General features: G+C 45.1%; 19 protein-coding genes and 2 tRNA genes. 7 read left to right on the forward strand and 14 right to left on the reverse strand.

What is annotated here, in order from left to right:
* Positions 1-6: 6 nt before the first annotated feature.
* The 7 genes from ACT6NU_RS12545 to ACT6NU_RS12575 form a co-directional block, all read right to left on the reverse strand.
* On the reverse strand, positions 7-1722 hold the full coding sequence (locus tag ACT6NU_RS12545) for a sodium:solute symporter (RefSeq protein WP_445382014.1): 1716 nt from the start codon (positions 1720-1722) through the stop codon (positions 7-9).
* 104 nt (positions 1723-1826) lie between these two features.
* The gene (locus ACT6NU_RS12550) at positions 1827-4358 is read right to left on the reverse strand and encodes a PIG-L family deacetylase (protein ID WP_445382015.1); all 2532 of its coding nucleotides are present in this window, start codon (positions 4356-4358) and stop codon (positions 1827-1829) included.
* Between the two features lie 77 nt (positions 4359-4435).
* Positions 4436-4981 carry a mechanosensitive ion channel domain-containing protein gene (locus ACT6NU_RS12555; RefSeq protein ID WP_445382016.1) on the reverse strand — a complete coding sequence of 182 codons (546 nt, stop codon included), beginning with the start codon at positions 4979-4981 and terminating at the stop codon, positions 4436-4438.
* A 5-nt stretch (positions 4982-4986) separates the two neighbouring features.
* Positions 4987-5934: a septum formation inhibitor Maf gene (locus ACT6NU_RS12560; RefSeq protein WP_445382017.1), complete on the reverse strand. Its 948-nt coding sequence runs from the start codon at positions 5932-5934 to the stop codon at positions 4987-4989.
* Between the two features lie 25 nt (positions 5935-5959).
* Complete coding sequence (locus ACT6NU_RS12565; protein WP_445382018.1) at positions 5960-6553, reverse strand: Maf family nucleotide pyrophosphatase; 594 nt, start codon at positions 6551-6553, stop codon at positions 5960-5962.
* A complete protein-coding gene (locus ACT6NU_RS12570; protein WP_445382019.1) occupies positions 6553-7080 on the reverse strand; it encodes a KdsC family phosphatase in 528 nt (175 codons plus the stop codon). The genes ACT6NU_RS12565 and ACT6NU_RS12570 overlap by 1 nt, the downstream gene beginning before the upstream one ends.
* Entirely contained in the window at positions 7064-7828 is a 765-nt protein-coding gene (locus ACT6NU_RS12575; RefSeq protein WP_445382020.1) for a Rossmann-like and DUF2520 domain-containing protein, read from the reverse strand. Before ACT6NU_RS12575 ends, ACT6NU_RS12570 begins: the two co-directional genes overlap by 17 nt.
* Positions 7829-8126: 298 nt before the next feature.
* Here ACT6NU_RS12575 and ccsA point away from each other — a divergent pair, with 298 nt between their 5' ends.
* From ccsA to bshB1, 5 genes are all read left to right on the forward strand, one after another.
* Positions 8127-11303 (forward strand): cytochrome c biogenesis protein CcsA, encoded by a 3177-nt coding sequence (gene ccsA, locus ACT6NU_RS12580; protein WP_445382021.1) that lies wholly within the window; start codon positions 8127-8129, stop codon positions 11301-11303.
* A gap of 46 nt (positions 11304-11349) precedes the next feature.
* A complete protein-coding gene (locus tag ACT6NU_RS12585; protein ID WP_445382022.1) occupies positions 11350-11910 on the forward strand; it encodes a hypothetical protein in 561 nt (186 codons plus the stop codon).
* 224 nt (positions 11911-12134) lie between these two features.
* Positions 12135-13541, forward strand: coding sequence for an MATE family efflux transporter (locus tag ACT6NU_RS12590; protein ID WP_445382023.1), 1407 nt, complete (start codon positions 12135-12137; stop codon positions 13539-13541).
* Positions 13542-13576: 35 nt separating this feature from the next.
* Positions 13577-14752, forward strand: coding sequence for a trans-sulfuration enzyme family protein (locus tag ACT6NU_RS12595; protein ID WP_445382024.1), 1176 nt, complete (start codon positions 13577-13579; stop codon positions 14750-14752).
* An 18-nt stretch (positions 14753-14770) separates the two neighbouring features.
* Positions 14771-15493, forward strand: a complete 723-nt coding sequence (bshB1, locus tag ACT6NU_RS12600; RefSeq protein WP_445382025.1) for a bacillithiol biosynthesis deacetylase BshB1 — start codon at positions 14771-14773, stop codon at positions 15491-15493.
* Here the strand turns inward: bshB1 and ACT6NU_RS12605 are convergent.
* Positions 15490-17553, reverse strand: coding sequence for a tetratricopeptide repeat-containing sensor histidine kinase (locus ACT6NU_RS12605; RefSeq protein ID WP_445382026.1), 2064 nt, complete (start codon positions 17551-17553; stop codon positions 15490-15492). The genes bshB1 and ACT6NU_RS12605 overlap by 4 nt on opposite strands.
* Positions 17554-17890: 337 nt before the next feature.
* Between ACT6NU_RS12605 and ACT6NU_RS12610 the strand changes: the two genes are divergently transcribed.
* Positions 17891-17967, forward strand: a tRNA-His gene (locus ACT6NU_RS12610).
* A gap of 290 nt (positions 17968-18257) precedes the next feature.
* Here the strand turns inward: ACT6NU_RS12610 and ACT6NU_RS12615 are convergent.
* Complete coding sequence (locus tag ACT6NU_RS12615; protein ID WP_445382027.1) at positions 18258-19817, reverse strand: M28 family peptidase; 1560 nt, start codon at positions 19815-19817, stop codon at positions 18258-18260.
* 107 nt (positions 19818-19924) lie between these two features.
* Complete coding sequence (locus ACT6NU_RS12620; protein WP_445382028.1) at positions 19925-20908, reverse strand: carbohydrate kinase family protein; 984 nt, start codon at positions 20906-20908, stop codon at positions 19925-19927.
* A 160-nt stretch (positions 20909-21068) separates the two neighbouring features.
* Between ACT6NU_RS12620 and ACT6NU_RS12625 the strand changes: the two genes are divergently transcribed.
* Positions 21069-21153 (forward strand) — tRNA-Ser (locus ACT6NU_RS12625).
* 515 nt (positions 21154-21668) lie between these two features.
* Here ACT6NU_RS12625 and ACT6NU_RS12630 read toward each other — a convergent pair.
* From ACT6NU_RS12630 to ACT6NU_RS12645, 4 genes are all read right to left on the reverse strand, one after another.
* Positions 21669-22106 carry a hypothetical protein gene (locus tag ACT6NU_RS12630; RefSeq protein WP_445382029.1) on the reverse strand — a complete coding sequence of 146 codons (438 nt, stop codon included), beginning with the start codon at positions 22104-22106 and terminating at the stop codon, positions 21669-21671.
* 130 nt (positions 22107-22236) lie between these two features.
* Entirely contained in the window at positions 22237-22665 is a 429-nt protein-coding gene (locus ACT6NU_RS12635) for a response regulator (protein ID WP_445382030.1), read from the reverse strand.
* 578 nt (positions 22666-23243) lie between these two features.
* Positions 23244-25589 (reverse strand): sigma 54-interacting transcriptional regulator, encoded by a 2346-nt coding sequence (locus ACT6NU_RS12640; protein ID WP_445382031.1) that lies wholly within the window; start codon positions 25587-25589, stop codon positions 23244-23246.
* Positions 25590-26026: 437 nt separating this feature from the next.
* The gene (locus ACT6NU_RS12645) at positions 26027-26419 is read right to left on the reverse strand and encodes a hypothetical protein (protein WP_445382032.1); all 393 of its coding nucleotides are present in this window, start codon (positions 26417-26419) and stop codon (positions 26027-26029) included.
* Positions 26420-26618: the final 199 nt, after the last annotated feature.

Genomic DNA, 26618 nt, shown 5'->3' on the forward strand with positions numbered 1-26618 from the left:
GTTTTTTTATACCCTGATGGGAGGTTGATTCAGCAGGCGGTCAAACCCTTCTAAAATGGCAGCTAAAAGGATTATGAGGCAACAACCAAAGGCATTCAGCCATAAGTAAGACATCCAGTCATAATACCATCCTGTGATAACGATTACCTGGGTAATGAGGGCAGCAACAAAAACGGCATTCCCGCGAACAAACCGAAAGAAGAAGGCCAGCAGAAAAATCCCCAACACATTTCCATAGAAAATGGATCCAATAATATTTACGAGTTGGATCAGGTTGTCGAAGAGGTCTGCCACACAGGCAATTATAATGGCAATAATCCCCCAAAGAAGCGTAAAAAGCCTGGAGACCCGCACATAATATTTCTGCTCTAAGGGCTCGTCCGGGTTTTTCTTGTTTCTCTTATATAAATCCAGAGCTGAGATGGTCCCCAGCGCATTTAATTCAGAAGCTGTGGATGACATCGCCGCAGAAAGGATAACCGCCAATAGCAGACCAATAATCCCCCTGGGTAAAAAATTGAGGATAAAATGGATAAAAACATAATCTTTATCATTGGTCTCTACAATGGGGTCGGCCTTACTGATTAACTCCCTGGCCAGTTCCCGGTTATTGCGTTCTTTTTTATTGATCGCCAAAATCTGCGCCTTGGCGTTAACAGTTTCGGTGTATACCTTGCTTTCCAGGGCTTCGGAGAAATTGTTTTGTGCAATCTTCTTATCCACTTCCAGTTCCCTGTGGGCTTCCTGGAGCCGGCGGTAGTCCTGGGCATATTCAGATTCCAGGACTGCTTTGGTCCCGGCCGGGTTGAAATTAAGTGGAGAGGCATTGTACTGGTAAAACACAAATACCATAACCCCAACCAAAAGAATAAAAAACTGCATTGGGATCTTCAGGATCCCGTTAAAAATAAGGCCGAGCTGGCTTTCCCGCACAGACTTGCCCGATAAATAGCGCTGTACCTGGCTCTGGTCTGTCCCAAAATAAGCCAGCATCAGAAACATCCCCCCGGTAATACCACTCCAGAAGGTATAACGGCTGGTGGTATCCAGTTCAAAATTGAGGATATTGAGTTTCTCGCTGGCACCAGCCACTTTGAGTGCCTTGCTGAAATTTATATCTGCAGGCAAATATCCCAGGATAAAGAAAAAAGCCATAAACATTCCGAGCATGATCACGAACATCTGCTGCTTCTGGGTCACGCTTACGGCCTTGGTACCGCCCGAAACGGTATAGATAATAACCAGGATACCAATGATGATGTTCAGGGTGCGCAGGTCCCATCCCAGCACGGCTGAAAGGATTATGGAGGGCGCAAAAATGGTAATTCCCGCCGCGAGGCCCCGTTGTATCAAAAACAGGATGGCAGCAAGGGTACGGGTTTTCAGGTCAAAGCGTTTTTCCAGGAATTCATAGGCAGTGTATACCTTCAGCCGGTGATAAATAGGGACAAAAACAAGGCAAATAACGATCATGGCCAGGGGAAGCCCGAAGTAAAATTGTACAAACCCCATTCCATCGTGAAAAGCCTGGCCCGGGGTGGATAGAAAAGTGATGGCGCTTGCCTGGGTAGCCATAACCGAAAGGCCAATGGTCCACCACTTGGCCTTGTTTCCCCCCAGGACGTAATCATCTACATTTTTGCTGCCGCGGGTTTTCCATACGCCGTAGACCACAATAAATAACAGGGTTCCAGAAAGAATAATCCAGTCTAAGGTCGCCATATTATGCGTTTGCGGTCATAATTAAATAGAAAATTAGGATGTAGATGGCATTGAGCAGGATTACTACGGTGTATTCCCGTTTCCAGACCATTTTTTCTCTCATCTCATCCTTTAACTGCACCTTCCGATTTTATTTGGGCTTTCCCTATGGAAAGCATATTAGAAAATAGCTTAAAAGCTCCCGGAACACCTGCTGGAAGTTCCCTGAAAAAACTCAAGCCCGTATAAATATAATACCCCTCCCCATAAGGAGCTACTAAAAGGGAACCTTTTTTGGCGGATTCTCCGGGATCATTCATGGCCAGCAGTGGGGTATAGGCTGCATCCCACTGGTTCGGGAAATACAACCCGCGTTCCTGGACCCAGTTGTTAAAATCTTCTTCCCTGATCTGGTTTGGGAAATTCATAAGCGGGTGGTCGGGATGCAGGATGCTGACCCTGGCCGTCTCATCCGAAACCCTGTCGCGGCTTAATCTTAAGGGGTAGGGGGCATTAGCTGAAAAATCGGCATTACCGCGGCCGGAGGTATTGTATTGAACAATCATGGTGCCACCCTCCTTTACGTATTCCATAAGTATATCCTGCTTGAATGGAAGCTCATCCAAAACATTGTAGGCGCGGATTCCAAGAACCAGGGCATCCATATTCCGCAGTTGTTCCTTGGTGAGCTCGGAAGGCTTCAACAGGTGGACGGTATACCCGATAGCCTCCAGGTTTTCCGGAATGGCATCTCCGGCACCCATCACATAACCAACATGCTGCCCTGCTTTTTCGACATTCAGCCGCACCACTTTAAGTTGTGCCGGCAATAAAACAGACTGGGTTGGGATATGGTCATAAGCAATGGTTATAAGCTCTTTTGTATAGACCTTTCCGTCTAGGGTTAGTCTGGGTTCAACGTAGCCCTCGCTGCTTTTATCGGGCGGGATCAGGGTGAACTGGAATACCCGTTCTTCCCCGGCTTCCTGAGCAATGAATTCCTGGGTCTTTGGCTCTGTATTCCAACCTGCGGGGACGGAAAGGGAAAGGCTGCCGCAGGTATTGGGGGCCATGGCCTTTACGGTTAGTTGCACCTGCTGCGGATGGGCGCCGCTAAATATTTTAACCTTTTCCTGGAAACTTACCGTTGCAGGAGGCAGGATTTCAAAGGCCCGGAATAGTTCCCCTTTGTCCGGCTCGGCATATCTGTGGATCACGGGCCTTACAAACGTTATGGGAATTCCGTTGATTTCCAGTATAATCTTCAGGCTAAAGGCCGCAGGAGTTTCAGGTTTTCCGATCAGTTCAGGGTCCGACACGGCATACATGCCCAGGCTGCCGTTTTGCCGTAGCCAATACGGACTGGTCCCGGGATGGTTCTTCGGTATGTTAAAGTCAAAGGCAATTTCATTAGCCTCGTTGGCTTTAAGAGAGAGCGGTTCTTTCAGGATGCCTGCACCGTTAATAGTGACGGCCGTAAGACGTACCGGCCAATCGGAACGATTGGTCAGTTCAAGTTCAGCTGGTGCATCGCTTCCGGGTATTCCGTAATAGGCGTCTGCAGATGCTTCCATGTACAGACCGATAATCCCGGCTATCAATTCGGATAGTTCCTCGCTTTTAACGGTTTTCCAATAAGAAGGCTTCAGTTCCTGTAGTTTTTGATAGGCTTGCAGTAGCACAGGAAGGTGAACTGAAGGCCTGGTAAAATTAAAATTTTGTTCAACCTCACTTAATAGTTTCCCTATGGCGGAGCCGCCTTCGATACGGTTCCAGCTGGTGTCAACCCCTTCAAAAAGGTCCTGGCCTTCGGGCATTTCTCCTCGCAGTAACTCGATGTATTCGCTTTGCGAACCTCTCACGGTAGGGCGGCCGAAGCCCTGGCAGAGGTGCTGACTACTGGCAATGGAAGCGATTTCGTTGTTGGACAGACCCCGTTCAGGGTAATAAACACCCACATCCATGGAGAGCAAACGAGATTTATCGGCCTTTTCGAAATTTTCCTGGCTCCCGTAAAACCACCATGAAGTGTTGAAGAAAAGTCTGCTGGGGCTCCAGGGCTGTAGCTCCTGCAGTTGTTCAGGATAGGCATTGGAATCCCCGGCCAGCTCAAATGCCTCCGTACTCAGAATGGCTGAGGAAGTATGATGACCGTGTGTGCTGCCCGGCGTCCGGTGATCAAACCTGTTGATGATTACATCCGGCCTGAATTGACGGATAATGCGCACTACATCGGAAAGCACCTTGTCCTTTTCCCATATGCTCAGGGTTTCATCCGGATGCTTGGAATACCCAAAATCATTTGCCCGGGTAAAAAATTGTTCGCCACCATCAACAGACCTTGCAGCCAGTAACTCCTGAGTACGAAGTACCCCGAGCAGCTCCCTTAATTCGGGACCTATTAGGTTTTGACCCCCGTCTCCGCGTGTTAAAGATAAGTAAGCCGTCCGGGCATGCACGGCATTGGAGAGATAGGAGATCAGCCGTGTGTTTTCATCATCCGGATGTGCCGCAACATAAAGGGCATTACCCAGGAAATTCAGTTTCTGCAGGTCATTGTAAAGTTGAACTGAGGATGGAGGGTGGGGTGCCTGGGCATTGGTAAATGAGGTAAAGACTAATACCCATAAAAGGATACAGCGGGCGAAATACGGCATGTTCAGAAGGTTTTGTCGGCTTTCAAAGATAGAAAGATTAGGTAGTCTCTGTCCGGAATTTAGAACTTCTTTAACACCTAAAGAGCCTCGGTTCCTTCACCGTCTTCCTCCAGGGGGTTCAGGACAGTTACGGCTTTTTGCAGCATCAGGTTGTTGGGGTAAGTGATTAATTCTCCATTTCTTTTACGAAGATGCAGGTGATAGGCTTTTATATCCTCAATCGTATAATCTTCGGAACTGTCCAGGTCTTTATCCATTATGCGTATACGATCCCCGATTTTAAATGGAAAGGAGAAAAATAAAATCACCCCTGCCGTGACGTTGCTCAGTATGGACCAGGATGCAAAAAGAGCAACACCAATAATTGCAAAGACGGATGAAAGGATAAGCCCCAGGTCTTTGATGTTGACCCCCCAAATAAGCAGGAGGGCTGCAATAAAAATAAGGGAATGGCCAATAACTACATACTTAACAATCAGCTTAGTACGAAGTTTATTTAAATCACTGATTCGACCAATCCGTTTAATGGTTTGTATGGAAACTAGCCTTGTGACAAACAGGATTGCCAGGCAAATTAGGGTACTTAGTATTTCGTTTTGGTAGAGTTGCCAGAATTCTTCCATAGTTCTTACAGTCCTAAACTATCCCTCAGGATGATATCTTTATTGCTGTTCTGTCTCCAATAAGGCGTATTTATCCGTTTTTTCAATTGGGCTGTAGAGGTGATAGCACCTGAATTATCCCCGAAGCCGGCTGGCTGCGTTTCAGTCCAGCCCTGAAGTACATAGGGGAAACTGCCTTCAAAATGCAGCTGCAAACTTCGGTTGAGTTCCGGGTAGGTGATCGTATAGGTCCTGAGCTGCCCAGGGTCTGACAGCGTCAAAACAGCTTTATAGGCCTTTATGGGCAAATGCTTGAGCCTCAGGTATTCCAGGGAGGGTAGTAGCTGGTGTTCTCCTGTGGGGAGTGATTCAGGGTCAATCCGCAATTTGGTCCATAGCTCGTCTTCGGTAATTTCTTTGGACAATGTTATGTCCTGGTCTGCCTCACTTTCAAAATAACTATGCGATTGGATCTGGAAGGATTCCCTGTTATTGAGCTGCATGTAAACATGTCCACACCATTCCTGAACCGAGGTACTGACCTTCAGTGCATGCTGGTTGTCTGAAACCGGATAGAAAATACTGCTCATTATAGAGTAAGGGTAAATACCCGTCAGGTATTTTTTTGTGCGGTTTAACTTTAAAACCGAAACTGACTGATCGTCCGGACGGTCTGCCTTTACCTGCTTCCCTGTATTAAAAGGCTCGGTAACGTAAATAAGGACTGCATGCCCTTCCCTTAATTCCCCGTACCGCGCTTCGCTTATTTCATAGGAATTCAGTTCGGCTACTCCGGCGTACCAGTAATCTTTGAAAGATTCACTCAGGGGTTTTGCCGGAGGTAGTTGGTTAGTTTCAGTCACAGGCTGTGTTGGAGCAGGGGCGTCTTTTTGCGGGCTTTCTCCGCAGGCTGTAAATAAAGCGAGCATGCTCACTAATATGCAATGGATTATGGAAGTCTTCATTCTGTACATAACACAATTTTAATGCAAAAATACGTCAATCGCTGCGCCCGGCCATGCGTCTTAACGTATTATAAACTAATGCGGTGGGCAGGCCTACTACATTTGTATAAGACCCTTTTATTTCGGTTATTCCAACCAGGCCAAGCCATTCCTGTATCCCGTAGGCACCTGCCTTGTCCAGCGGGTTGCCTTTTTCGAAATAGGCCGAGATCATTTCAGTATCCAGCCTCCCAAAGTGCACTTCAGTGACATCATGTACCAAATAGTTGTCCTTAAGGCTTCTGAAACATACGGAAGTGATTACTTCGTGCCAGGAGCCTGATAATTGCTCGAGGGTCTGCCGCGCCTCTTTTAGATCAGCAGGTTTCTCCAAAACGCTTTCATTATGCCAGACAATGGTATCTGCGGTAATCAAAAGGGTATCTCCATCTAAAAGATTGATTAGAGAATCAGCTTTAAGTGAAGCAAGGTAATCAGTTATCAGATAATGCTTTAGTGAATCAGGATAGACTTCATCAACACTAGCTCCAATCACTTCAAAATCCAACCCAAGCTGTTGGAGCAGCTCTTTCCTTCTGGGAGAGGCAGAGCCCAGGATTACCTTCGAAAATGGCAGCTGGAACTCCATTAGTCATGTGCCGCGTTAAAGTGCTGCTGCCAGTTGCCATTTACTTTTAAGACCTGTTCAATAATATCCCGTACACAGCCTTCGCCCCCGTTTATATGGGAAATATAATCCGAAATGGCTTTCACTTCGGGCACAGAATCCTGGGGGCAGCAAACCATTCCTGCTGCCTCCATGGCCGGGATGTCCGGGATATCGTCGCCCATGTACAAAATACCTGCAGCATCCAGGGAATGCTTCTTGGTGTAGGATTTAAGCACGCTCAGCTTGTCGTCAGTCCCCAGAAAAATATCTGTAACCCCAAGGGCCCCCAATCGTTTGGCAACCCCTTCATTGGAGCCTCCACTGATTATGCATATTCGATAGCCGCAGCCCAGGGCTATTTTTACGGCATAGCCGTCCCGGACGTTCATTTTTCGCAACAATTCTCCTTCACTGGTAATCAGTAGGGTGCTATCCGTAAAGACACCATCAACATCAAAAATAAATGTATGTACCCCCCTGAATAATTCTTTAGCGTTCTTTTTCATATGTATTCTGTATGGATTGCGTTAAAATTTGGTAAAGCTGTTTTGCAAGCGGCTCGCCGAGGTTGTTCAAATGCTTTTGGAGCGTGGCGGTATCCCGTCTTCTGGCCGGCCCCGTTTGGGCCGAATAGGCGTCCATTTCTTTTAACTTTTCAAATGTTTCCCTCAGAAGGGGTTGGAGTATTTCTGTGGGAAGCTCACTTTTGCGACAAAAATCCTGACCCAAATGTACCAAATGGTTTGTGAAATTATTGATGTAAACGGCTGCCTGATGCAGATTTAGCCTGTTGTCCGAATCCACTTTAACCACTTTTGAACTAAGCATGCCCGCTAAGTCTTTAAGCAGCGAATAGTCTTCAGCCGCAGCGGCTTCAATACACAGGGGGACTTCCGTGAAATTTACCGCTCTGTTGCGGCTGAAAGTCTGCAGCGGATAAAGCACCCCGCGCCTTTTCCACGGCTTTAAGGCATCTAAGGGAACAGCACCCGAGCAGTGCAGCAACAATGCTCCGGTATCGGGAAATAGCCCTGCAATTTCCCCAATGGCTGAATCCGAAACCGCGAGCAGGTATACATCGGCGGCAATTAATGTAGCATTGAAATCGGCTATGGGTGTACTGGATTCAAAGCTGGCAAACTTCTCGGGATCCCTGCCGATCAGTTGGGTAAGTTCCAGCTCTGCCGAACGTTTAATGGCCTCGTGCAGGTGAAAGGCCAGATTTCCATTTCCGATAAGTCCGATTCGGATCATGGGGTAAAAATAAGATATCTCGGGGATACAGGATACGTTTCGCTCAATACCCGCATTAATGAGTTCCTAAGGGCGTAATTTAAAGTGCCAATAGTTTAAAAATTCTATATCCCGATTTTAACTTTTTTTTAAACTGCACTTATGCAGGAGTTAAGGGTCAGATAAACAAATGATTAGCATTTTAAAGCTGGCAGATTACTTTTTTTATGCCATTGGAACCCAAATACCGCTGGCAATAGCCTTTTTTTAGACCATAAATACTGTAATTTTGCATCCGAAAATCATTTGAAAAGCTGACATGTTCAGAAGCCTTCAAAAAATCCTTTTCTCTACCCGCCTGATGGCTGTTTTATTCCTGCTTATGGCTACTGCCATGGCTCTTGGAACTTTTGTAGAGAGCTGGTACAGTACAGAAACAGCCCGCATCTGGATTTATAATGCCTGGTGGTTTGAGGCCATCATGGTATTTTTCGTGATAAATTTTATTGGCAACATTTCCCGTTACCGCTTGCTGCGCTGGGAAAAGTGGCCGGTACTGCTTTTGCACCTCTCCTGGATCCTAATAATTCTCGGCGCCTTTGTTACCCGCTATATCAGCTATGAGGGAGTAATGCCTATCCGCGAGGGAGCCACTGAAAATGTTTTCTATTCTGATAAAACCTACCTGACGGTATTTGCAGATGGTACCATCAATGGCCAACCCCAGCGCAAAATTCTTGAAGATGATATCCTGGTTACCGAGCAGGGGCTTCAATCCAGTTTACCCTGGAATGCCGATTTTGACGGCACCCCATTCCGAATTTCCTTTGTGGAATTCATTGAAAGCGCCAAATTTGGCCTAATACCGGATCCCCAGGGAAAAATGTACCTGAAGATTGTGGAAGCAGGGGATGGGAATCGGCATGAGCACTACCTGGAGGAAGGAGAAATTTCGAACATTCACAATGTACTTTTTACGCTTAACAATCAGGTTGAGGGTGCAATAAATATCAGACAGGAAGAATCAGGACTTAGTATTGAGTCTCCATTTTCAGGGAGTTTTATAAGAATGGCAGATCAGTTTAGCGGGCAGTTGGTGGCAGATAGCTTACAGTCTTTGCAGCTTCGCTCCCTCTATACCCTTGAAAGTATGCAGTTTGTTATCCCTGAACCTCCGGTGCGCGGATCTTACGAGATCATTCCTGTCCCTGAAGATGAACAGACCGAGGCAGACCAGGATGCCCTGCTGCTTGAAATCGCATCAGGAGACCAGAAAATTCAAAAGGCAATCCTGGGGGGAAAGGGACAGTCCAGGTATTCAGAACCTTTTGAAGTGGGAGACCTGACCTTCCGTATGGCATACGGATCCAAAGTAAGGGAGCTGCCTTTTGAGATCCGCCTGAATGATTTTATTGCCGAGAAGTATCCTGGAACGGAGAAAGGGTATTCATCTTTTATGAGCAAGATTACTGTGGTGGACGAGCGGCCTTTCGATTACGATATCTATATGAACCACGTGCTGGACCATGGGGGCTACCGTTTTTTCCAGGCCAGTTTTGACCCTGATGAAAAAGGGACCGTCCTGTCTGTAAATCACGACTTCTGGGGGACCTGGATTACCTATATAGGGTATTTCCTTTTATACGCCGGACTATTGGGAATACTGTTCTTCGGGAAGACCCGCTTTAAAGAACTGGCCCGGCTGCTTGAAAAAACGAAACAAAAAAAGGCCCATCTAGGCGTTTTATTATTTCTGTTGCTACCCCTTTGGACGTCTGCCCAGCAGGTAATAGATACCACAGACCACAGCCACAGGGCTTTGCCTGACCAGCAAATGGTAGATTCGCTGATTTTTGCAACCTCCATCCCGGCAGAGCAGGCAGCAAAATTTGGTCATCTGGTGATTCAGGATGAGGGCGGAAGGATGAAACCCATTAATACCTTTGCTTCAGAGCTGGTACGGAAGCTCAGCTTTAGGGATAATTACAAAGGCCTTTCAGCAGACCAGGTTCTTTTGTCCATGATGATGCGACCCAACCTTTGGACAATAACCGAGTTTATTGCGCTTGACAAAAAAGGGCAAAACGACAGCATCCGAAAACTGATCGGCATTCCTGCGGAGCAACGATATGTGCGCCTGATCGATTTTTTTGATGAGCAGGGCCTGAACAAACTGGATCCTGTTTTAGAGGAAGCATTTGCCACGAATAACCCCAATAAGTTCCAACAGGACTTTAAGGACGCCTACTTCCGGCTGGGCTTACTGAACCGGGCCCTCAGCGGTGAAATTTTGAGGGTGTTCCCATTGATCAACGACGAGAATAACAAATGGATTTCCCGTAAGGATTACCAGACCGGGAATTACGTAGTTCCGGACTCCCTCTACGCCAATTTTATCAATAATGCGGTTCCCTATTATTTGATGTCCCTTCAAAACGGCCAACAGACCGGAGACTATTCCGAAGCAGACAAATTGCTGGCGGCTTTCAAAAAAAATCAATCCAACCACGGGAGTGAAGTGCTTCCGGCTGAAGGGAAAGTTAAAGCAGAGGTGCTTTACAACAAGCTGGACCTTTTTAACCGCCTCTATAAATACTACGCCCTGGCGGGGGTGTTATTGTTTTTTATTTTAATATTCCGGATTTTCAAAGAACGGCGTTTGTGGGAAATTGCAACCTATTTCCTGAAAGGGACCCTGCTCATCTTTTTTATCTGGCAAACCGCTGGTCTTATTATGCGCTGGTATATCTCCGGGCATGCCCCCTGGAGTGATGCATACGAAAGTATTTTATACGTATCCTGGGCCTGTATGGGAATGGGGTTATGGCTGGGGCGCAAAAGTGATATGACCATTGCGGCTTCGGGCTTTGTTACTGCCATGTTGCTTTGGATAGCACACCAAAGCTGGGTAGACCCGGCCATCGCAAACCTGCAACCCGTCCTGGACAGTTACTGGCTGATGATACATGTGGCGGTAATTGTGGGCAGTTATGGCCCGCTTACCGTAGGGATGATCCTTGGCGTGGTTTCCCTTATCCTTATCCTGCTTACCAATAGTAGAAACAAAGAGCGGATGCGCCTGAACCTGAAGGAGCTTACCATTATTAACGAACTGGCCCTGACCATTGGCCTGATTATGCTTACTATAGGGAATTTCCTCGGGGGGCAATGGGCCAATGAAAGCTGGGGAAGATACTGGGGCTGGGATCCCAAGGAGACCTGGGCGCTGATCTCCATTCTGGTCTACGCTTTTGTGATACACACTCGCCTGGTACCTGGCCTGAGAGGGCAATGGACCTTTAATTTTCTGAGCATCCTGGCTTTTGCCAGTATTATGATGACTTATTTCGGGGTTAATTTTTACCTGGTGGGTCTGCATAGCTATGCCAGCGGGGCCCAGGTTATTACACCAACCTTTGTATGGTATACCGTGGCCGGAGTGCTCTTACTTGGATTACTAAGCTATTGGCGGTATAAGGTTCATTACTCCAAATAGACCAATTTCCTTCTCTTTTTTTATTTTTGGGTCAAACCAGGTCTGAATGACGGCTAAAAGAATAAAAATCAAGTGGAATTCCGAGAAGATCCTAAGCCTGAGTGCTATGGCTATGAGCTTTTTGACCCTGTTGATATTCATCTACCAGACCAACCTGATGAGCCGGCAGAATTACCTTTCCATCCTTCCGTATCTGCAACTCTCATACTCCAATAACCCTGAGGCGCATAGTTTTTCCCTGAGCCTGAAAAATCATGGGGTAGGACCGGCTATTTTAGAATCGGTCCGGCTAAAATACAAGGGTTCAGACTACAATGTCGCAGAATATGATTATGAACTGCTTAGCTTGCTGCGGGAGCTCGACCCTTCACTGGACAGCCTGAAAACCTTTAATTTTGCTACCCTTGAAGAAGGTATCGCCATACCTGCCAATACCTCCTATACCATTTTGTCGGTTGCGAACTCCCCGGAAGACTATAAATTATTGCTTCAATCCCTTGACCGGATTGAAAGGGAAGGGGTGCGTTACGAGATCGGGTACAAATCCCTGCAGGATGAGCACTGGATAATCCACGATGACAGCGCAGGGCCAAAACGCATTGACTGATACATTATCTGGGTACCGTACAACACTGTAACCGGGTTATCTGCCTTCAAAATACCTCTCCGTCAAATTTTATTTGGAAAAACTGCAAATTTTTCTGCATCTTTGAGGCATCATGAAGTCTTAAGGATTATGTTACCGATAGCTATAGAGCTGGCATGAGCCGGCTCCTGTTCTTCTTCAGAACACCGAGGTGTTCTCATAGGTATTAAACATAATTTTTCCTCATGACTGTATTTAAGAACCCATTTCATAAATTTTTTCATTATTTCCTGCTGGCCCTTCGCGGGAAAGAGACTGATTTTACTAGCGGGAGTATCCGCAAAGCCATTTTTTTACTTTCCATCCCCATGATTCTTGAAATGGTGATGGAATCGGTATTCGCCGTTGTCGATATTGCCTATGTTTCCCGTGTTAGTGTAAATGCTGTGGCTACCATTGGCTTAACCGAGTCTGTAATCACCCTGGTATATGCCGTTGCCATTGGCCTGAGCATGGCGGCAACCGCAGTGGTGGCCCGAAGAGTAGGGGAGAAAAATATAGATGGCGCAAGGGAAGCAGCGGTACAGGCCATCCTGCTGGGGTGCCTTGTTGCTATAGGGGTGGGGGTAATTGGCCTCCTGTATGCAAAAGAAATCCTTTCCCTTATGGGTGGCTCAGTTGATTTAATTGAGGAAGGATATGGATATACACAATGGCTGATAGGGGGTAATATTACCATCATGCTCCTTTTCCTGATCAATGCTATTTTCAGGGGGGCGGGGGATGCATCCATGGCTATGTGGACCCTGGTCCTTTCCAATGGCCTTAATATTATCCTGGACCCCATTTTTATCTTTGGCTGGGGGCCCATTCCCGAATTTGGGGTAATGGGGGCTGCCATAGCAACGAATATTGGCCGGGGCACAGCTGTACTTTTTCAATTGAGCATTCTCATTTTTGGCTGGAGCCGGATTCAGGTCGGGCTGCGCTCCTGGTCCATTAATTTAAAAGTGATGTTCAATTTAATCCGGGTTTCCGTAGGAGGGATTGCCCAATTCCTTATAGGAACCTCCAGCTGGGTTTTCCTGATGCGGATCATGAGTGAGTTCGGAAGTGAGGTATTGGCCGGCTATACCATTGCTATCCGGGTAATGATGTTTACCCTGATGCCATCCTGGGGGATGAGCAATGCTGCAGCCACGCTGGTGGGGCAGAATCTGGGGGCTAAAAAACCTGAGAGAGCTGAAATATCTGTTTGGAAGACCAGCAAGTATAATGCTGTATTTATGGTTTTAGTTTCAGTAATATATTTGGTTTATGCCCCTGAATTAATGCTTCTTTTCAGCCATCAGACGGAGGTAGTAAACAACGGAGCTCTCTGTCTGAGGGTAATAGCTGCCGGATATATTTTCTACGCCTATGGGATGGTGGTTACCCAGGCCTTTAACGGTTCCGGGGATACAGCTACCCCAACCCGGATTAATTTGGTAGCCTTTTGGTTATTTCAGCTGCCTTTTGCCTATACCCTGGCTATTCTGCTGGATATGGGCCCACTGGGGGTATTTCTTGCGATTACCCTGGCTGAGGTTTTACTGACAGTCCTGGCCCTGCTAGCCTTTAAAAAGGGGAAATGGAAGCGTGTAGAGGTGTGAGTAAATTAGTAACTTTGAGGACCAAGTAACGAAGTATGAAAAACAGGAAGCACGGATTAAATACGGTTTGTACCCATACAGGGGAATTGAAGGATGAACAATTCAAGGGGGCCGTATCCCCTTTGTATATGAGCTCTTCCTATGCCTATGACGATGTGGATATCAAGCGATACCCGCGTTATTTTAACACCCCTAACCAGGAGGCCCTGTGCCTTAAGATCGCTGCACTGGAACATACTGAAAAGGCCCTTATTTTTGGAAGCGGGATGGCTGCAGTAAGTACTTCCATGCTTGCATTCCTAAAAAGCGGGGACCATGTTGTTGTCCCGAGACAGATTTACGGGGGTACCTATAACCTGCTCACGGAGGAGTTTGATAAATACGGGATTCGCTACAGTTTTATAGAAGACACCAAAGCCGAAAGCTTTGAGAATGCCATACAGGAGAATACACGCTTGTTGTATCTGGAGACACCATCCAACCCCCTTTTATACATTACGGACCTGGCGGCAGTCTCAGATCTGGCCAAAAGCAAAGGGCTTCTGACAATGATAGACAACACCTTTGCCAGCCCGGTCAATCAGAACCCCGCAGATTTCGGTATTGATATAATAATACATTCTGCCACCAAATATATGGGGGGACATTCCGATATCTGTGCGGGGGCGGTAGCAGCTTCGGCCGAGCACATAGACCAGATTTTCCAATTGGCAAAAAATTTGGGTGGTAGCCTGAGTGATTACACCGTCTGGTTACTGGAACGCAGTTTGAAAACCATGGGCCTGAGGGTACGCGCCCAGAATGAAAATGCCATGGCCCTGGCAAGCTTTCTGAAAAAACTGCCTGAGATAGCGAATGTTTACTATCCCGGACTAAAAGACCACCCGGGCCATGAACTGGCCTGCAGCCAGATGAATGGCTTCGGAGGGATGCTATCCTTTGAACTGGGTCCGGCTATTTCACTGGAACAATTTGTAAAGTCTCTGCAATTGGTTAAGGCATCTATGAGCCTGGCAGGGGTTGAAAGCACCCTGGTAATTCCCGCTAAGACCTCACACGGACTGCTGAGTGTGGAAGAACGCAAACAGGCAGGGATATCGGAAAACCTGATCCGTTTTTCAGCCGGCATTGAGGATATAAAGGATTTAAAGGAAGATATAGAACAGGCATTGGAACATTCCAGAATAAAATCGGAAGTATTGGATTCCTGAAAACAGTGAAAGAATAGTATGAAATTAGATATTTTAGTTTTTGGGGCGCATCCGGACGATGCTGAGCTGGGAGCCGGAGGGACAATAGCCAAAGAGATTGCCCGAGGTAAAAAAGTTGGAATAATTGACCTGACAAGGGGTGAGCTGGGTACCCGCGGCACAGCCGAAATCCGTGACAGGGAAGCTAAAAAAGCAGCTGAAACCCTCGGGTTGACGATCCGGGTCAATATGGAATTTAAGGATGGATTTTTCAGGAATGATACCGAGCATCAGATGGCTCTCATTCGTCAGATCCGCCGGTTTCAACCGGATATCGTCTTGTGCAATGCCATAGAAGACAGGCATATAGATCATGCCCGTGGAAGTTCTCTGGTTAGCGATGCCTGTTTCTTAAGTGGCCTTGTTAAAATAGATACGCGTCTGGAAGGGGAAGAACAATGGCAGGACCCCTGGAGGCCGAAACAGGTTTACCATTACATACAGTGGAAAAACCTCCCTGTAGACTTCGCAGTAGACATAAGCGGATACATAGAAAAAAAATTAGAGGCTATTCAGGCGTACAGTTCACAATTTTATGATCCAAAAAGCGATGAACCGGAAACGCCCATAAGCTCTAAAAATTTCACCGAAAGTGTGAGTTATCGGGCCCGGGATCTGGGCCGGCTGATAGGGGTGGAGTTCGCAGAGGGCTTTACAGCAGAAAGACCCGTGGCCGTATCCAGTCTGGAAGACCTTATTTAACCGGCTTTACTGTAGTTTTTTGTGGACTTTGGCATTGTGAAGTAAAAGGTACTTCCTTTACGCAGGATGCTTTCAACCCAGATAGTCCCATTGTTGTTTTCAACCATCTCCTTGCAAAGCGACAACCCGAGGCCGGTACCTTTTTCGTTTGCAGTACCATAAGTACTGTGGTTGCTTTTCTCTTCAAAGATTTTCTGCAGGGTCATCCGGTCTATCCCCACGCCCGTATCCCGTATGGATATTTCCCATTCAGCCGCCTTTTCAACGGCTTTGATAGTAACCATTCCGTTCTCAGGGGTAAATTTCAGGGCATTGCTGATCAGGTTCCTGACTATGATGTCCAAATGGTTCGGATCGGACCAGAGCAGCGTATTGGGTGCTACCTCGCTGACGATTTTTATAGACTTGTTTTCAGCAATTTCAGAAAGCAGGTTAATGTTTTCTTCAACAATATTTTCAAGGGATACATCGGCAGGTTTGGTTTTGGATCCATTTAATTGTGATTGCCCCCAGGAGAGCAGGTTGTTAAGGGTAAAGTAAATATGGTCTACATCTGCCCTGAGTTTTGGGATGAAAGAAAGAAACTCTTCTTTATTTACATCTCCCTCCTTAAACATTTTAAGGAGACCCTGTAAGGCGCCTATAGGACCTCTCAAATCATGCCCGATGATAGAAAATAGCTTTGTTTTGGTTTCGTTGTTTGCAACAAGTTCTGTTTTGCGGACCTCCAAAATATCTTTCTTTTCCTGTAGTTCCGTATTCAGCCTTTTTTGTAGCTTTTTACTTCGGTAAATCAGGTAACTGATAATCAAAGAAATAAGAAGCATGCTCCACCCTGCCAATATATAGCGATTTTGACGGGCAAGGGCTTTTTCGTTTTCCTCAATAAGCTCCAGTTTTTGACGCTCGTAAGCTGTTTTGGTTTTATGCAACGAAAGGCTTTGACGGTTTTCCCTGCGCGAAAGGGAATCCTTCAATTGCTGATAAAGCTCATGGTAGACCAGTGCCTCCGGATATTCTCCAGCTTTTTTGTGCACTTTATAAAGGGTCAGGGCACATTTTTGCTTGCCCTCAACAAAGTTGATTTTTTCGGTAATTTTAAAAGCCCTTATGGCATAATTCCTGGCCAGGCTATCTTCCTCCAGACCCAGGTAGGCCTCGGACATCCCATTGAGCAAATCAATACGCGAGCGATCGTCTTCCAATTGCTTATGCAGGATTTCACTTAACTGGTACCAGTAAAGTGCCCATTTGTAGTTGTATTTTTTAAGGTAAACCTTTCCTTTTATTTCATAAGCGTATGCAAGCCAGTCCAGGATTTGATTTTTATCAAAAACCTTAATACTCTGGTTAACATTGAAAATAGCATAATCCAGTTCTGACATATCTGCATAGAGCGAAGCCAGGTTACTCATCGTTTCTGCCTGAATCACTTCATCTCCAATTCTGGTATTGATTCTTTTTACTTTTTTGAAATAGATCAGGGCCTCTTCGTAGTCTTTTTGAGTGGCATAGAGGTTTGCAATATTTTCATTGATAATGGACTGCAATAACAGGGCGTTCAGGCCTTCTGCCAGTTCCAGAGCTTCCAGATAGCCACCCAGCGCCCGGGCATAATCACTTTTGTAGGCGTATTCGCCGGACAGGTTGTTTAGCAGCCGTAATTCCAGTTTTTTGTCTTCGGCTACTTTAGCCAGCTCAAGCCCTTTTGAGTAATGGTGAATAGCCTTTTCCGTATTTCCTTTATCAGACCAGTAATCTCCTACCCGAAGGTGGGAATAACTTAAGCCCCGGGCATAACCACTTTCCTTGCTCAGGCGCATGGCTTCATTTGCCAATTTCAGCAGGCTGTCAGTATCAAAAAACCGCATTTCCAGGGCATAGTCATTGAGCAGGTTGATATAGGCAGTATCCCTGGGGGAAAATCCCTCCTGGTTTTTAAGGGACTTTATTTTTTGTTGCATTCTTTTCTGGCTGTTACTCTGGGCCAGGAGGTTATTGTGCACTCCAAAGGACAGGAGGACGGATAACCCCAGAATCCCGAAGGCTACCTTTCTCATGGAATAACGAGTAAATATGTTGGTAGAACCAGCCATAGGTATAGTAAAATCTAAAAATACTTTCAGGCTGGCAGGCAAACTAAAATATGTTGTGAAACGACCATTTTTGTGTGTTTTATCTGATAAATTGTACATCTAGCCGATGAATTCCCGTAAAAACTAGTATTCGCAGATGTAGTAAGACTGCTTTAAAGAGGCGTGTTGGCAGCTCTGTTGCCTGATAAAATATGCTGGGAATTAATTTGATCCAAATAATAAAATAAAGTACCTTTGCCTCCGCCTGAGAAGGAAAATTCCGGTATGCAAAACCGTAATAATTTCGGGTCAGGTTTAAATGGTGGTTGTAGCTCAGCTGGTTAGAGCGCTGGATTGTGGTTCCAGAGGTCGCCGGTTCGAACCCGGTCTTCCACCCCATACCAACCTCCGGGTACCCCCCGGAGGTTTTTTTTATCCAAAAATTCAGGAATGGGATTCCATGAATTTTTGATTGAAAAAGGACTATACGCAAGTATAGGGGTTGGTATGAGCAGGTTTCCCCTTTTCCGGATCAACGAGGCTGTACAACAGCCGAGTTAGCCCGGTCTTCCACCCCATACCAACCTCCGGGTACCCCCCCCGGAGGTTTTTTTATGCAAAAATTTAAAAAGAAAAAGCCCCCGGCCGATTCTCAGGCGGGGGCTTTGTATTTCCGGTATCTTTTCAGGCTATTTTGATGCCTTGTCTACTACAACCGGTTTATCTCTATTGGCAACCTCCCAGGCAGTATGGAATATCAGGCGGCTGCGATTGGTCAGCAGGTCGTAATTAATTTTATCAGGAGTATCACCAGGGCGGTGATAATCTGCATGTGTGCCGTTAAAATAGAAAATGATAGGAATGTTGTTCTTGGCAAAATTGTAGTGATCGCTGCGATAGTAAAACCGGTTGGGATCGTTCTCATCATTGTAGGTATAATCCAGCTCGATGTTGGTATATCGCTTATTGACCGATTCCGACAGTTCGTGCAATTCAGTGCTCAATTTATCAGATCCGATGAGGTAGATATAATTCCGGTCTCCCTCCCTTTTCGGGTCAATTCGTCCGATCATATCAATGTTCAGATTGGCCACTGTTTTTTCCAGCGGAAATATCGGTTCAAAGTCTGTATAATACTGAGAGCCCAGCAATCCTTTTTCTTCTCCGGTAACATGCAGGAATACAACCGACCTTTTTGGCCCGACCCCTTCTTTTTCGGCGAGTTTAAAGGCCTCGGCGATTTCCAGCATGGCCACTGTTCCCGAGCCGTCATCATCGGCTCCGTTGTTTATTTCTCCTTTGGAATTAACCCCTATATGATCGAGGTGGGAAGAAATAATCAAATACTCATCCGGGAAGGTATTACCCCGTATTATAGCAGCTACATTTTCAGACAAGACCTCTTCATTTTTGCTTCTAATATCCATTTTGATCTCTGTAGCGATCACTTTGTTTTCTGTACTCTCCATCAGTTCAGGATACAGGCTATCTGCCAGTCTGTCTTCCAGCAATATCAATTGCGGGCCATCCTCCTGAGTCTTAAGGCTCATTTGCCCGCTATTGTTGGTTTTCATATAGTTGAAATACCGCATATAACGGGAATAATTCCCGGAATCTGCATACAGTACTGCCTTTACTCCATGTGCCTGTGCGGCCTCCAGCCTTTTACCGATGGCTTCCGACATATTGCTCCATTTGGAGGGCTCATTTGTACCGGTAAGCAGGTAGGTGCCATCTTCATTTTGAGGTTCTCCGGATCGAACCAAAATTATTTTTCCATCAAGCTCAGAATCCTTATAATCTGAATACTGCTTTGTATCGATTCCGTATCCCAGGTACACGATCTCATTATATGTGCCTTCGCCCGACCGGAACGTAATATACCCGTTGCCATTGGAATATGATTGCCCCCCAATGGAAAGTTCGCCCACAGGAAGTTTCCGTAGCTCCAGGGGTACATTTTGAAAATATCCGGCATCCCCTTTTGCTGCTGGGATATCCATAGATGCATATGCCTCCTTAAGGTAGTTAACAGCTTTTTTCTGGCCTTCAGATCCTGTTTCCCTGCCTTGAAAATCGTCTGAGGCATAAGTAAACAGATGTTCCTTCAGTTCTTCTTCGGTGATGGTGCTGGCAAAGCTCATCACATCGGGAGGTCCTGCCGGTAAGGCGTTATTCTCGTTAATGGATCTCTGGGTGGAATTACATCCCAGGCTTAGGGCAGTAAGCAATATGAAATATTTGTACATGGGCCTTCTTTTTATTGAGTCGGCCAAAAATACGGAAAAGATCAAAACAATTCGCTAAAGTTTCTCAATCAGGAATTTAGACCGATCAGCAGCAGTCCAAAAATGACTTATAAGGCCCCGTAAGCCTTTATGATCATGGCATTGGTCTCTTCCAGATTTTTAAAAACCTCAAAGGTGCGTCCCTGGGTTCGCTGAGCCCCCAAAGCGTTGGCGTATTTAGCTGCTCGAACAAAGTTGGAAGGATCTTCCAGCAGTCCATAACCCAGCCCACCGGCAAAGGAGTCTCCGCATCCGGTTGTATCTACCACGTCGCTAACCGGGACAGAGTTGACAATTTCTTTTTTAATGACCCCTTCCTTTTTATAATAGACAGCACATCCCCCCGAATCCAGGGTCACAATTAGCGATTTCACCCCTTTGCTGAGTACGTGCTCAGCCATTTCATCCAGGTGGTCCGTGCTCATATCGTGGAATGGTTGAAGTTGTTCCAGGGAATATTCCTTTTCGAACCAACAGCATCTGGACTCCTCAAGGTTCATTTTTAATACATCTATATAAGGCAACCACATGTCTCTGTCTATCCAGAAACGGATGAGCCGGTCTCCCAGTATAGTAGTAGTGTTGGTTGGACCATGGGCATCAAAAATAATTAAGCCTTTGCTATTTTCTTTAAGGTATTGCAGGGTAGGAAGCGGTACTTCATAGTCTGTTATCGGAACACACACAAATGCATCAGCATCCAATAATTCCCGGAGGTCATCTGGAACAATAGGATTCATAAAACCCGTTTGTTTTTCCAGTCGGTTGTTCTGGTCGATAAAGGTGAGTTTTATGATATCTCCCTGATCGGCTGCATCCGAAATGAATTTTGTATGAATATTGGAGTAGGGGGCCAGCACTTCTTTTATACCCTCCAGATCTCTCCTCCTGACGTGGGAAACGGGATAGACCTCTCCCTGGCTCCCCAGCAGTTTTGACAATCCGATGGCTGTATGGGTGGCACAACCGTATTTCTCGATTACTTCTCCCCGGTGTGTCGTAATATGGTCTCTGGGAATGGGCCCCAGAACAGCAACTTTATACTGACTCATTCAATCCTCATTATATTGACTGAAGATATGAAATTTCGATTAAAATTACAGCAGCCCATTCCATATCCCTGAAATCACGAGCCAATATCCTGAATGGATTTAAAAACTTAAAAAAGGCTGTTATCTTTATGAAAAGCTTTGTTATATTTGCAGCCGCAATGGAGGAATGGCAGAGTGGTCGAATGCGGCAGTCTTGAAAACTGTTGAGGGTCACACCTCCGGGGGTTCGAATCCCTCTTCCTCCGCAAAGAAAACGCTTCACCGATAGGTGGGGCGTTTTTTATTTCCGAAAGCCATGAAAGCTTGCTTTCAATTGGCTGCAGGAAATAAGAAAAGACACAGAGCGCCAGCTCTGGGGCGTTTTTTTACAGACCCCCTTCAGGGATCACGCCGCGGCAGCGGCGTAATCCCTACCCCGATAGCTATCGGGGCCAAATTCCAAACTCCAAGAACCTCGTATATCGGGCACGTCTAAATTATGTTTGTAAACGCGGAAGGGAATAAAATAACACAAACAAGCACAGCTTGTAAGGGTTTTGGAATTGCAGGACCCCCCTTCAGGGATCACGCCGCTGCAAGCGGCGGAATCCCTACCCCGATAGCTATCGGGGCCAAATTTGTGGTTCCATATGAAGTAGGCCTTTGAATGTAAAATATATATTGCGCACTTTTAAGCGTGGAGAGGAATAGAATACCCGAGCACTTGCAGTATGGCTTTAAACTACATAAAGGCTAGAAGGAGGGTAAAAAATTGAAACCCTTAGCTGGCCAGCATTATTTGCTGTATTATATCCGTGAAATATTGATCGGTTTCCTTGTTGAGACAAAACTCAATCAGCCCAAAGACCAATGTACTCTCCCCAATATTCTGCAGGTCATTGATCATTCCGGAATTATTAAGATGAATGGGAGTGTTTTCCCCCTTTTCAAAAATCAGGAGTGAAATCTGTCCATTTGAACTTCTGGAGAGGGCAACGCCTCCGGTAAGGCAAATTAAATTGAAATCATTGCTGAGAACCCTGAAAGGGTGGCGTTCATAGGACTCCAAACCTATAACACTTACTTTTAATCCATCGTCCTGGTAAATTACCCCATCATCTGAAGTAGCATCATTTACCTTAACATTGCGAAGTTCAGTCAGCAAATCCTGGTCCCAGCGATCAAAATCCCCTTTTCTATTTAAAACAACACATTTCATGTTAGCAGGTATTTAATGTTATTTTCTCCTATACAAAACTCTTTGTTTACACCTACAAATAGTGTTTTTAAAATTCATTTCCAATGCTTCCAGGCCAATCTAAACATCGTAAAAACATATTTTAACATACCTAATTGGTCTGCTCCAGGGGTTGAAACTGTTTCATTCTCAGTTGCTGTACCTTCTCCAAAGTCAATGGTTTATGTATATAGCCATCACAGGCAAGATGTGCCCGGGCATCATTAATCTCATTAATATTCAAGGATGAAGACAACATATAGATTCTTGTTTTACTCAGAAAACCACCGTATAGATCTTCAACAGCTTTCAAAAATTCAAACCCATCCATTTCAGGCATATGCAGGTCTACCAAAATAATATCCGGAATAAAGTCATTGTCCTCACTGTCCAGGTTGCTTAGCGATTGTAAATAGGCAAGGGCCATTTTAGCCCTTATAAAGGTGATGGTTTCGGAATCAACAACTTCCTTTTCGATACACTTCTGACTGGCAAACAACTCTATACTGCTATCGTCAATCAACATAAAATTCAAACTCATTTTCCTGCTGGTTTTATGTAAGCAGGCCACTGCTTCCGATTTGAATATTCAGTTCCCCCGGGTATCCCTTTAAAAGAATCGCCAGAAGACTTAATCGATTTGGCTAAATTGTAAAACAGCCTTAAATGCGTGTGCAGATAAGGCTGTTTAAGTGTTCGGGGGAAACATTTGTATTCGGCAGGGTGGGCTATAGAAAGGCTATTTCGCGAGTAACGCATCCTGCATAGATGTATATCAGAAAAACTGACGGATTTGCTATATTTTGATATTTCAGGCCCAGCCAGGACACGAAATTTATTCAGCCCAAACAGATCATATGAAAATGGGCTTACAGTATCGGGATTTATTCCAAAACAGGCTCCGTTTCTTTGGTCTGGGCTAGCCATCCTTTTCTTTTAATTTTCACGAATCAATACATGTGCCAGACTGTATTAAAAGAATAAGAAAGATATTTAGGATATTGAATATCAGTATTTTAAGAAGATAAACAGAGTCGAGCAGCACAAAGTAAAAAAACGGCATACCGTTTTCGGGAATAAACCCCGCATACTCTTTCGCGGTATACCGTGGAATTAATCTTATTTTTTTATGCCGAGTTTTGCCATTCTGTCCCTTAAGGTACTCGGTTTAAGCCCTAATAGTTCTGAAGCACTGTGGGCTCCGGAGATTTTCCAATCGCATTTGTCCAGGACGTGTAAGATATGTTTTCTTTGAACCGACTCCAATGTTAAATTGTTGGTGTTGATCGGCTTTACATTTTTCTGAGTTTCCGATTCAAATCCAGGAATGATCAAGGTTTCACCACTGGATAGAATAGCGGCCCGTTCAATCAGGTTTTCTAATTCCCTGATATTTCCCGGCCAGTCATAGGCTATAAGTTTTTCCATAGCTGCATCCGATACGTATTTGAGATCCTTTGTGTATTCCTTATTGAATTTATCTATAAAGTGCTCCACCAATAGCGGGATATCCGCTTTCCTTTTCCGTAAAGGGGGAACCTCAATCGGGAATACGTTTAACCTGAAATAGAGATCTTCCCTGAATTGTTTTTTTTCAGTTGCCTGCTTTAAATTTCTGTTGGATGCTGCTATCACCCTAACATCTAACCTTTTTATTCCGGTACCTCCCACAACTTCTATTTCTCCTTCCTGTAAGAACCGAAGCAGTTTGGGTTGCATATCCATAGGGAGTTCGCCAATTTCATCCAGGAACAAGGTGCCCCCTTCCGCCAATTCAAATTTTCCGATTTTATCGCCATAAGCACCAGTAAAAGAGCCCTTTTTATGGCCGAATAGTTCGCTTTCCATCAATTCCCTGGGAATGGCAGAACAGTTTACTTTTATAAGAGGTTTGTCATTTCTTAAACTAATATTGTGGATAGCCCTGGCCAGCAACTCTTTTCCTGTTCCGGATTCCCCTAATAGCAGTACTGTGGCGTTGGTGGCTGCCACCTTTTCGATTTCAGAAAGAACGTGACCAAATTCGGCACTCCCATAGATCATTTCCTCAAAATTGAATACTAAATCCAGCTCATTTCGTAAATAGATATTTTCCTGTTCCAGTTTGTTCCGCAAGGATTTGAGTTCAGTGTTGGCTTTAGAAAGTTCTTCATTGGCAATAATCAGCTTGTTTTCTGCGATTTTCCTTTCTTTGCTTTCCACCATCAGGGACACAATATTGGCTATGGAGGTAGCGAATTCCTGTTCGTCTGCCGTCCAGTTTCGTAATGAATCGCCTACATGCTCAAAACAAATGATGCCGTAATGACCATTAGTACTGTTAATAAATACATCCATCAGGGATCTTATTGAATGGGGGATTAAATATCCCTCAGCGAATTTTCGGGTTGCCGGATTCCTGACGGCGTCGCGGATCAGAATGGTGCTGTGATTTTCAAGTACCTCAAAATATTCGGGATTTTCAAACCTGGACAGGACTATGCCACTGGAATGGCTTTTACTGCTGTTCAGATACAAATTTTCACAGATTATTTCGCTGCTGTTTTGATTGAAACGCCAGATACTGACCCTTTCCACATCCAGTGTTTCCGATGCGAGTTCCGTAATAAGATTGAAGGAATCATTTAAATCCTGACCTACCAGACTGGCCAGCTTGAGAATGACATCCTTTTTTTTGGTGGATTTAAGCGCATTTTCTTGCAAAACGCGCTGTGCCCGGTATTCTTCAGAAATATCTTTTATTGTTGCAAAGAGGGCAATTACTTCCCCCTTATTGTCAGTTATATTACCAGTGGCAATTGTTGCCAGAAAAGCCTCTCCATTTTTCTTGATATACTCAAATTGAAATGACGGCCCTCTACCGGCCTCAATTTTTTTATTATTCCGTATGATTTCCTTAATATCTTCCTTCCTGGCAAATGGATAAGGCAGGGGCATCCCGGTAAGTTCTTCTTTGGTGTAGCCTAAAATATTGCAGGCAGATTCATTAACCAAAATGATCTTTCCCTGAAGGTCAGTAATAATCAGGCCCTCCTGCATGGACATAATAAGTTTGTCCGAAAATTCTTTTGCTGATTTAAGCTCCAGTTCAGCTTTTTTGCGCTCGGTAACATCCCGGATAATCCCGATCAGGTATTTATTCCCCTGCTCATCTATAAACCTGGATTTTTTAGTGGAGATTAACCTTGTTTCCCCGCCTCTTACGGTCAGGCTTTCTTCATTCACACTCTCTTTCCCGGTTTCGATCACCTCCCGGTCTATTTCGAGGAAAATCTCTCGTTCCTCGGGGCTTACATCTTCTGCCAGCGTTTTGCCGATTACATCCTCCCTTGACAATTTGAAAATGGAACAAAATGCATCATTGACTAGAATTAACCTGCTCTGGGCATCCTTTACAAAAATCGGATCTCCAATATTATTTAAAATATTGTTCAGGTATTTTTCATTCTCCAAAAACTGCAACATATTTTCCATCTGGATTTAAGACTAACAGCAGGGCCCGGTCTTTCTCATCATATTTGAAAGTGCCAGCAGGCCATCCGCAAATGCTTGAGCGAAATCATCTGAAATAACTACTTCTGATTGAAGTTGAAGGAGTAATACTCTCTGATTCTTAGCCACCTTAGATAAATATGAATGTGAGGTTTGGCACCTTACATTAAATATATAATTAATTAGGATAAAAATGCCTTTAAATGCAGTCCTGACATTTTATTAATTCAAATTTAGAAGTGCCGGGAGGAACCTTGATAATCTGCCGTTCAAATAGTCAACTCGAAAAAAAGTAAGGATATGGGCAAACCTGCAGGCATTTAATCTCATGCCTGTTTCGTTTACATTTTATCCATTTATAATAAGAGGACAAAAGAAGAGGGAAGCAAAATGCATGCGGTATGACTGCACTAGCCCCTGCTGGGATAGTTCCGATTACTCCTTCCGCTGTTTTTTCGGGACTGATTGTGGTAGCGACCAATATTATCGTCGCGATAGCCTTTAATCCTTTGGTAGCGGGAACGGTTTAGGTTCAGGTTCCTGTAGCGGCTGGGCAGGATCTGGTTACGTACCCAGACATTCCCTTCGTAATAAATGTAAGTCCGGGTGGTAAAATCGTAATAAATCCTGTATTCCGGGAAATACACATAGCGCACTACCTCTATGCGGTTGGGGTAAAACCAGGGAGGAGGCGGATTTCCGGAACGACTGGTATATACAACCGTACCACAACTCGCCATAAGGATCATCAAGACATACAATAGCAACAGACCCAGGGCTCGTTTTAAATCAATGGTTTCCATCCTCGTGAAATTTAAGTAAAGGAAAGAAGGCCTCCTTTAACCTGAAATGATCTGCATCAACCTGAACGATATCTGTGTAAAACCCCAAATTCCAATCGATGAACGGTTCAAAAAATCGGGTTAAAGAAGGGGTTTGGAAAGCTGATTTTTGGTTTCAGTCCGAACGGATGCGAATGGTCGAGGAAATAGGTCATTTCTG

Source organism: Robiginitalea rubriflava (assembly GCF_052540725.1).

Bases quoted from the DNA above. Each gene is read 5' to 3' on its own strand.
- ACT6NU_RS12545 (WP_445382014.1), bottom strand. From the start codon at position 1,722: ATGGCGACCTTAGACTGGATTATTCTTTCTGGAACCCTGTTATTTATT.
- ACT6NU_RS12550 (WP_445382015.1), bottom strand. From the start codon at position 4,358: ATGCCGTATTTCGCCCGCTGTATCCTTTTATGGGTATTAGTCTTTACC.
- ACT6NU_RS12555 (WP_445382016.1), bottom strand. From the start codon at position 4,981: ATGGAAGAATTCTGGCAACTCTACCAAAACGAAATACTAAGTACCCTA.
- ACT6NU_RS12560 (WP_445382017.1), bottom strand. From the start codon at position 5,934: ATGTACAGAATGAAGACTTCCATAATCCATTGCATATTAGTGAGCATG.
- ACT6NU_RS12565 (WP_445382018.1), bottom strand. From the start codon at position 6,553: ATGGAGTTCCAGCTGCCATTTTCGAAGGTAATCCTGGGCTCTGCCTCT.
- ACT6NU_RS12570 (WP_445382019.1), bottom strand. From the start codon at position 7,080: ATGAAAAAGAACGCTAAAGAATTATTCAGGGGGGTACATACATTTATT.
- ACT6NU_RS12575 (WP_445382020.1), bottom strand. From the start codon at position 7,828: ATGATCCGAATCGGACTTATCGGAAATGGAAATCTGGCCTTTCACCTG.
- ccsA (WP_445382021.1), top strand. From the start codon at position 8,127: ATGTTCAGAAGCCTTCAAAAAATCCTTTTCTCTACCCGCCTGATGGCT.
- ACT6NU_RS12585 (WP_445382022.1), top strand. From the start codon at position 11,350: ATGACGGCTAAAAGAATAAAAATCAAGTGGAATTCCGAGAAGATCCTA.
- ACT6NU_RS12590 (WP_445382023.1), top strand. From the start codon at position 12,135: ATGACTGTATTTAAGAACCCATTTCATAAATTTTTTCATTATTTCCTG.
- ACT6NU_RS12595 (WP_445382024.1), top strand. From the start codon at position 13,577: ATGAAAAACAGGAAGCACGGATTAAATACGGTTTGTACCCATACAGGG.
- bshB1 (WP_445382025.1), top strand. From the start codon at position 14,771: ATGAAATTAGATATTTTAGTTTTTGGGGCGCATCCGGACGATGCTGAG.
- ACT6NU_RS12605 (WP_445382026.1), bottom strand. From the start codon at position 17,553: ATGAGAAAGGTAGCCTTCGGGATTCTGGGGTTATCCGTCCTCCTGTCC.
- ACT6NU_RS12615 (WP_445382027.1), bottom strand. From the start codon at position 19,817: ATGTACAAATATTTCATATTGCTTACTGCCCTAAGCCTGGGATGTAAT.
- ACT6NU_RS12620 (WP_445382028.1), bottom strand. From the start codon at position 20,908: ATGAGTCAGTATAAAGTTGCTGTTCTGGGGCCCATTCCCAGAGACCAT.
- ACT6NU_RS12630 (WP_445382029.1), bottom strand. From the start codon at position 22,106: ATGAAATGTGTTGTTTTAAATAGAAAAGGGGATTTTGATCGCTGGGAC.
- ACT6NU_RS12635 (WP_445382030.1), bottom strand. From the start codon at position 22,665: ATGAGTTTGAATTTTATGTTGATTGACGATAGCAGTATAGAGTTGTTT.
- ACT6NU_RS12640 (WP_445382031.1), bottom strand. From the start codon at position 25,589: ATGTTGCAGTTTTTGGAGAATGAAAAATACCTGAACAATATTTTAAAT.
- ACT6NU_RS12645 (WP_445382032.1), bottom strand. From the start codon at position 26,419: ATGGAAACCATTGATTTAAAACGAGCCCTGGGTCTGTTGCTATTGTAT.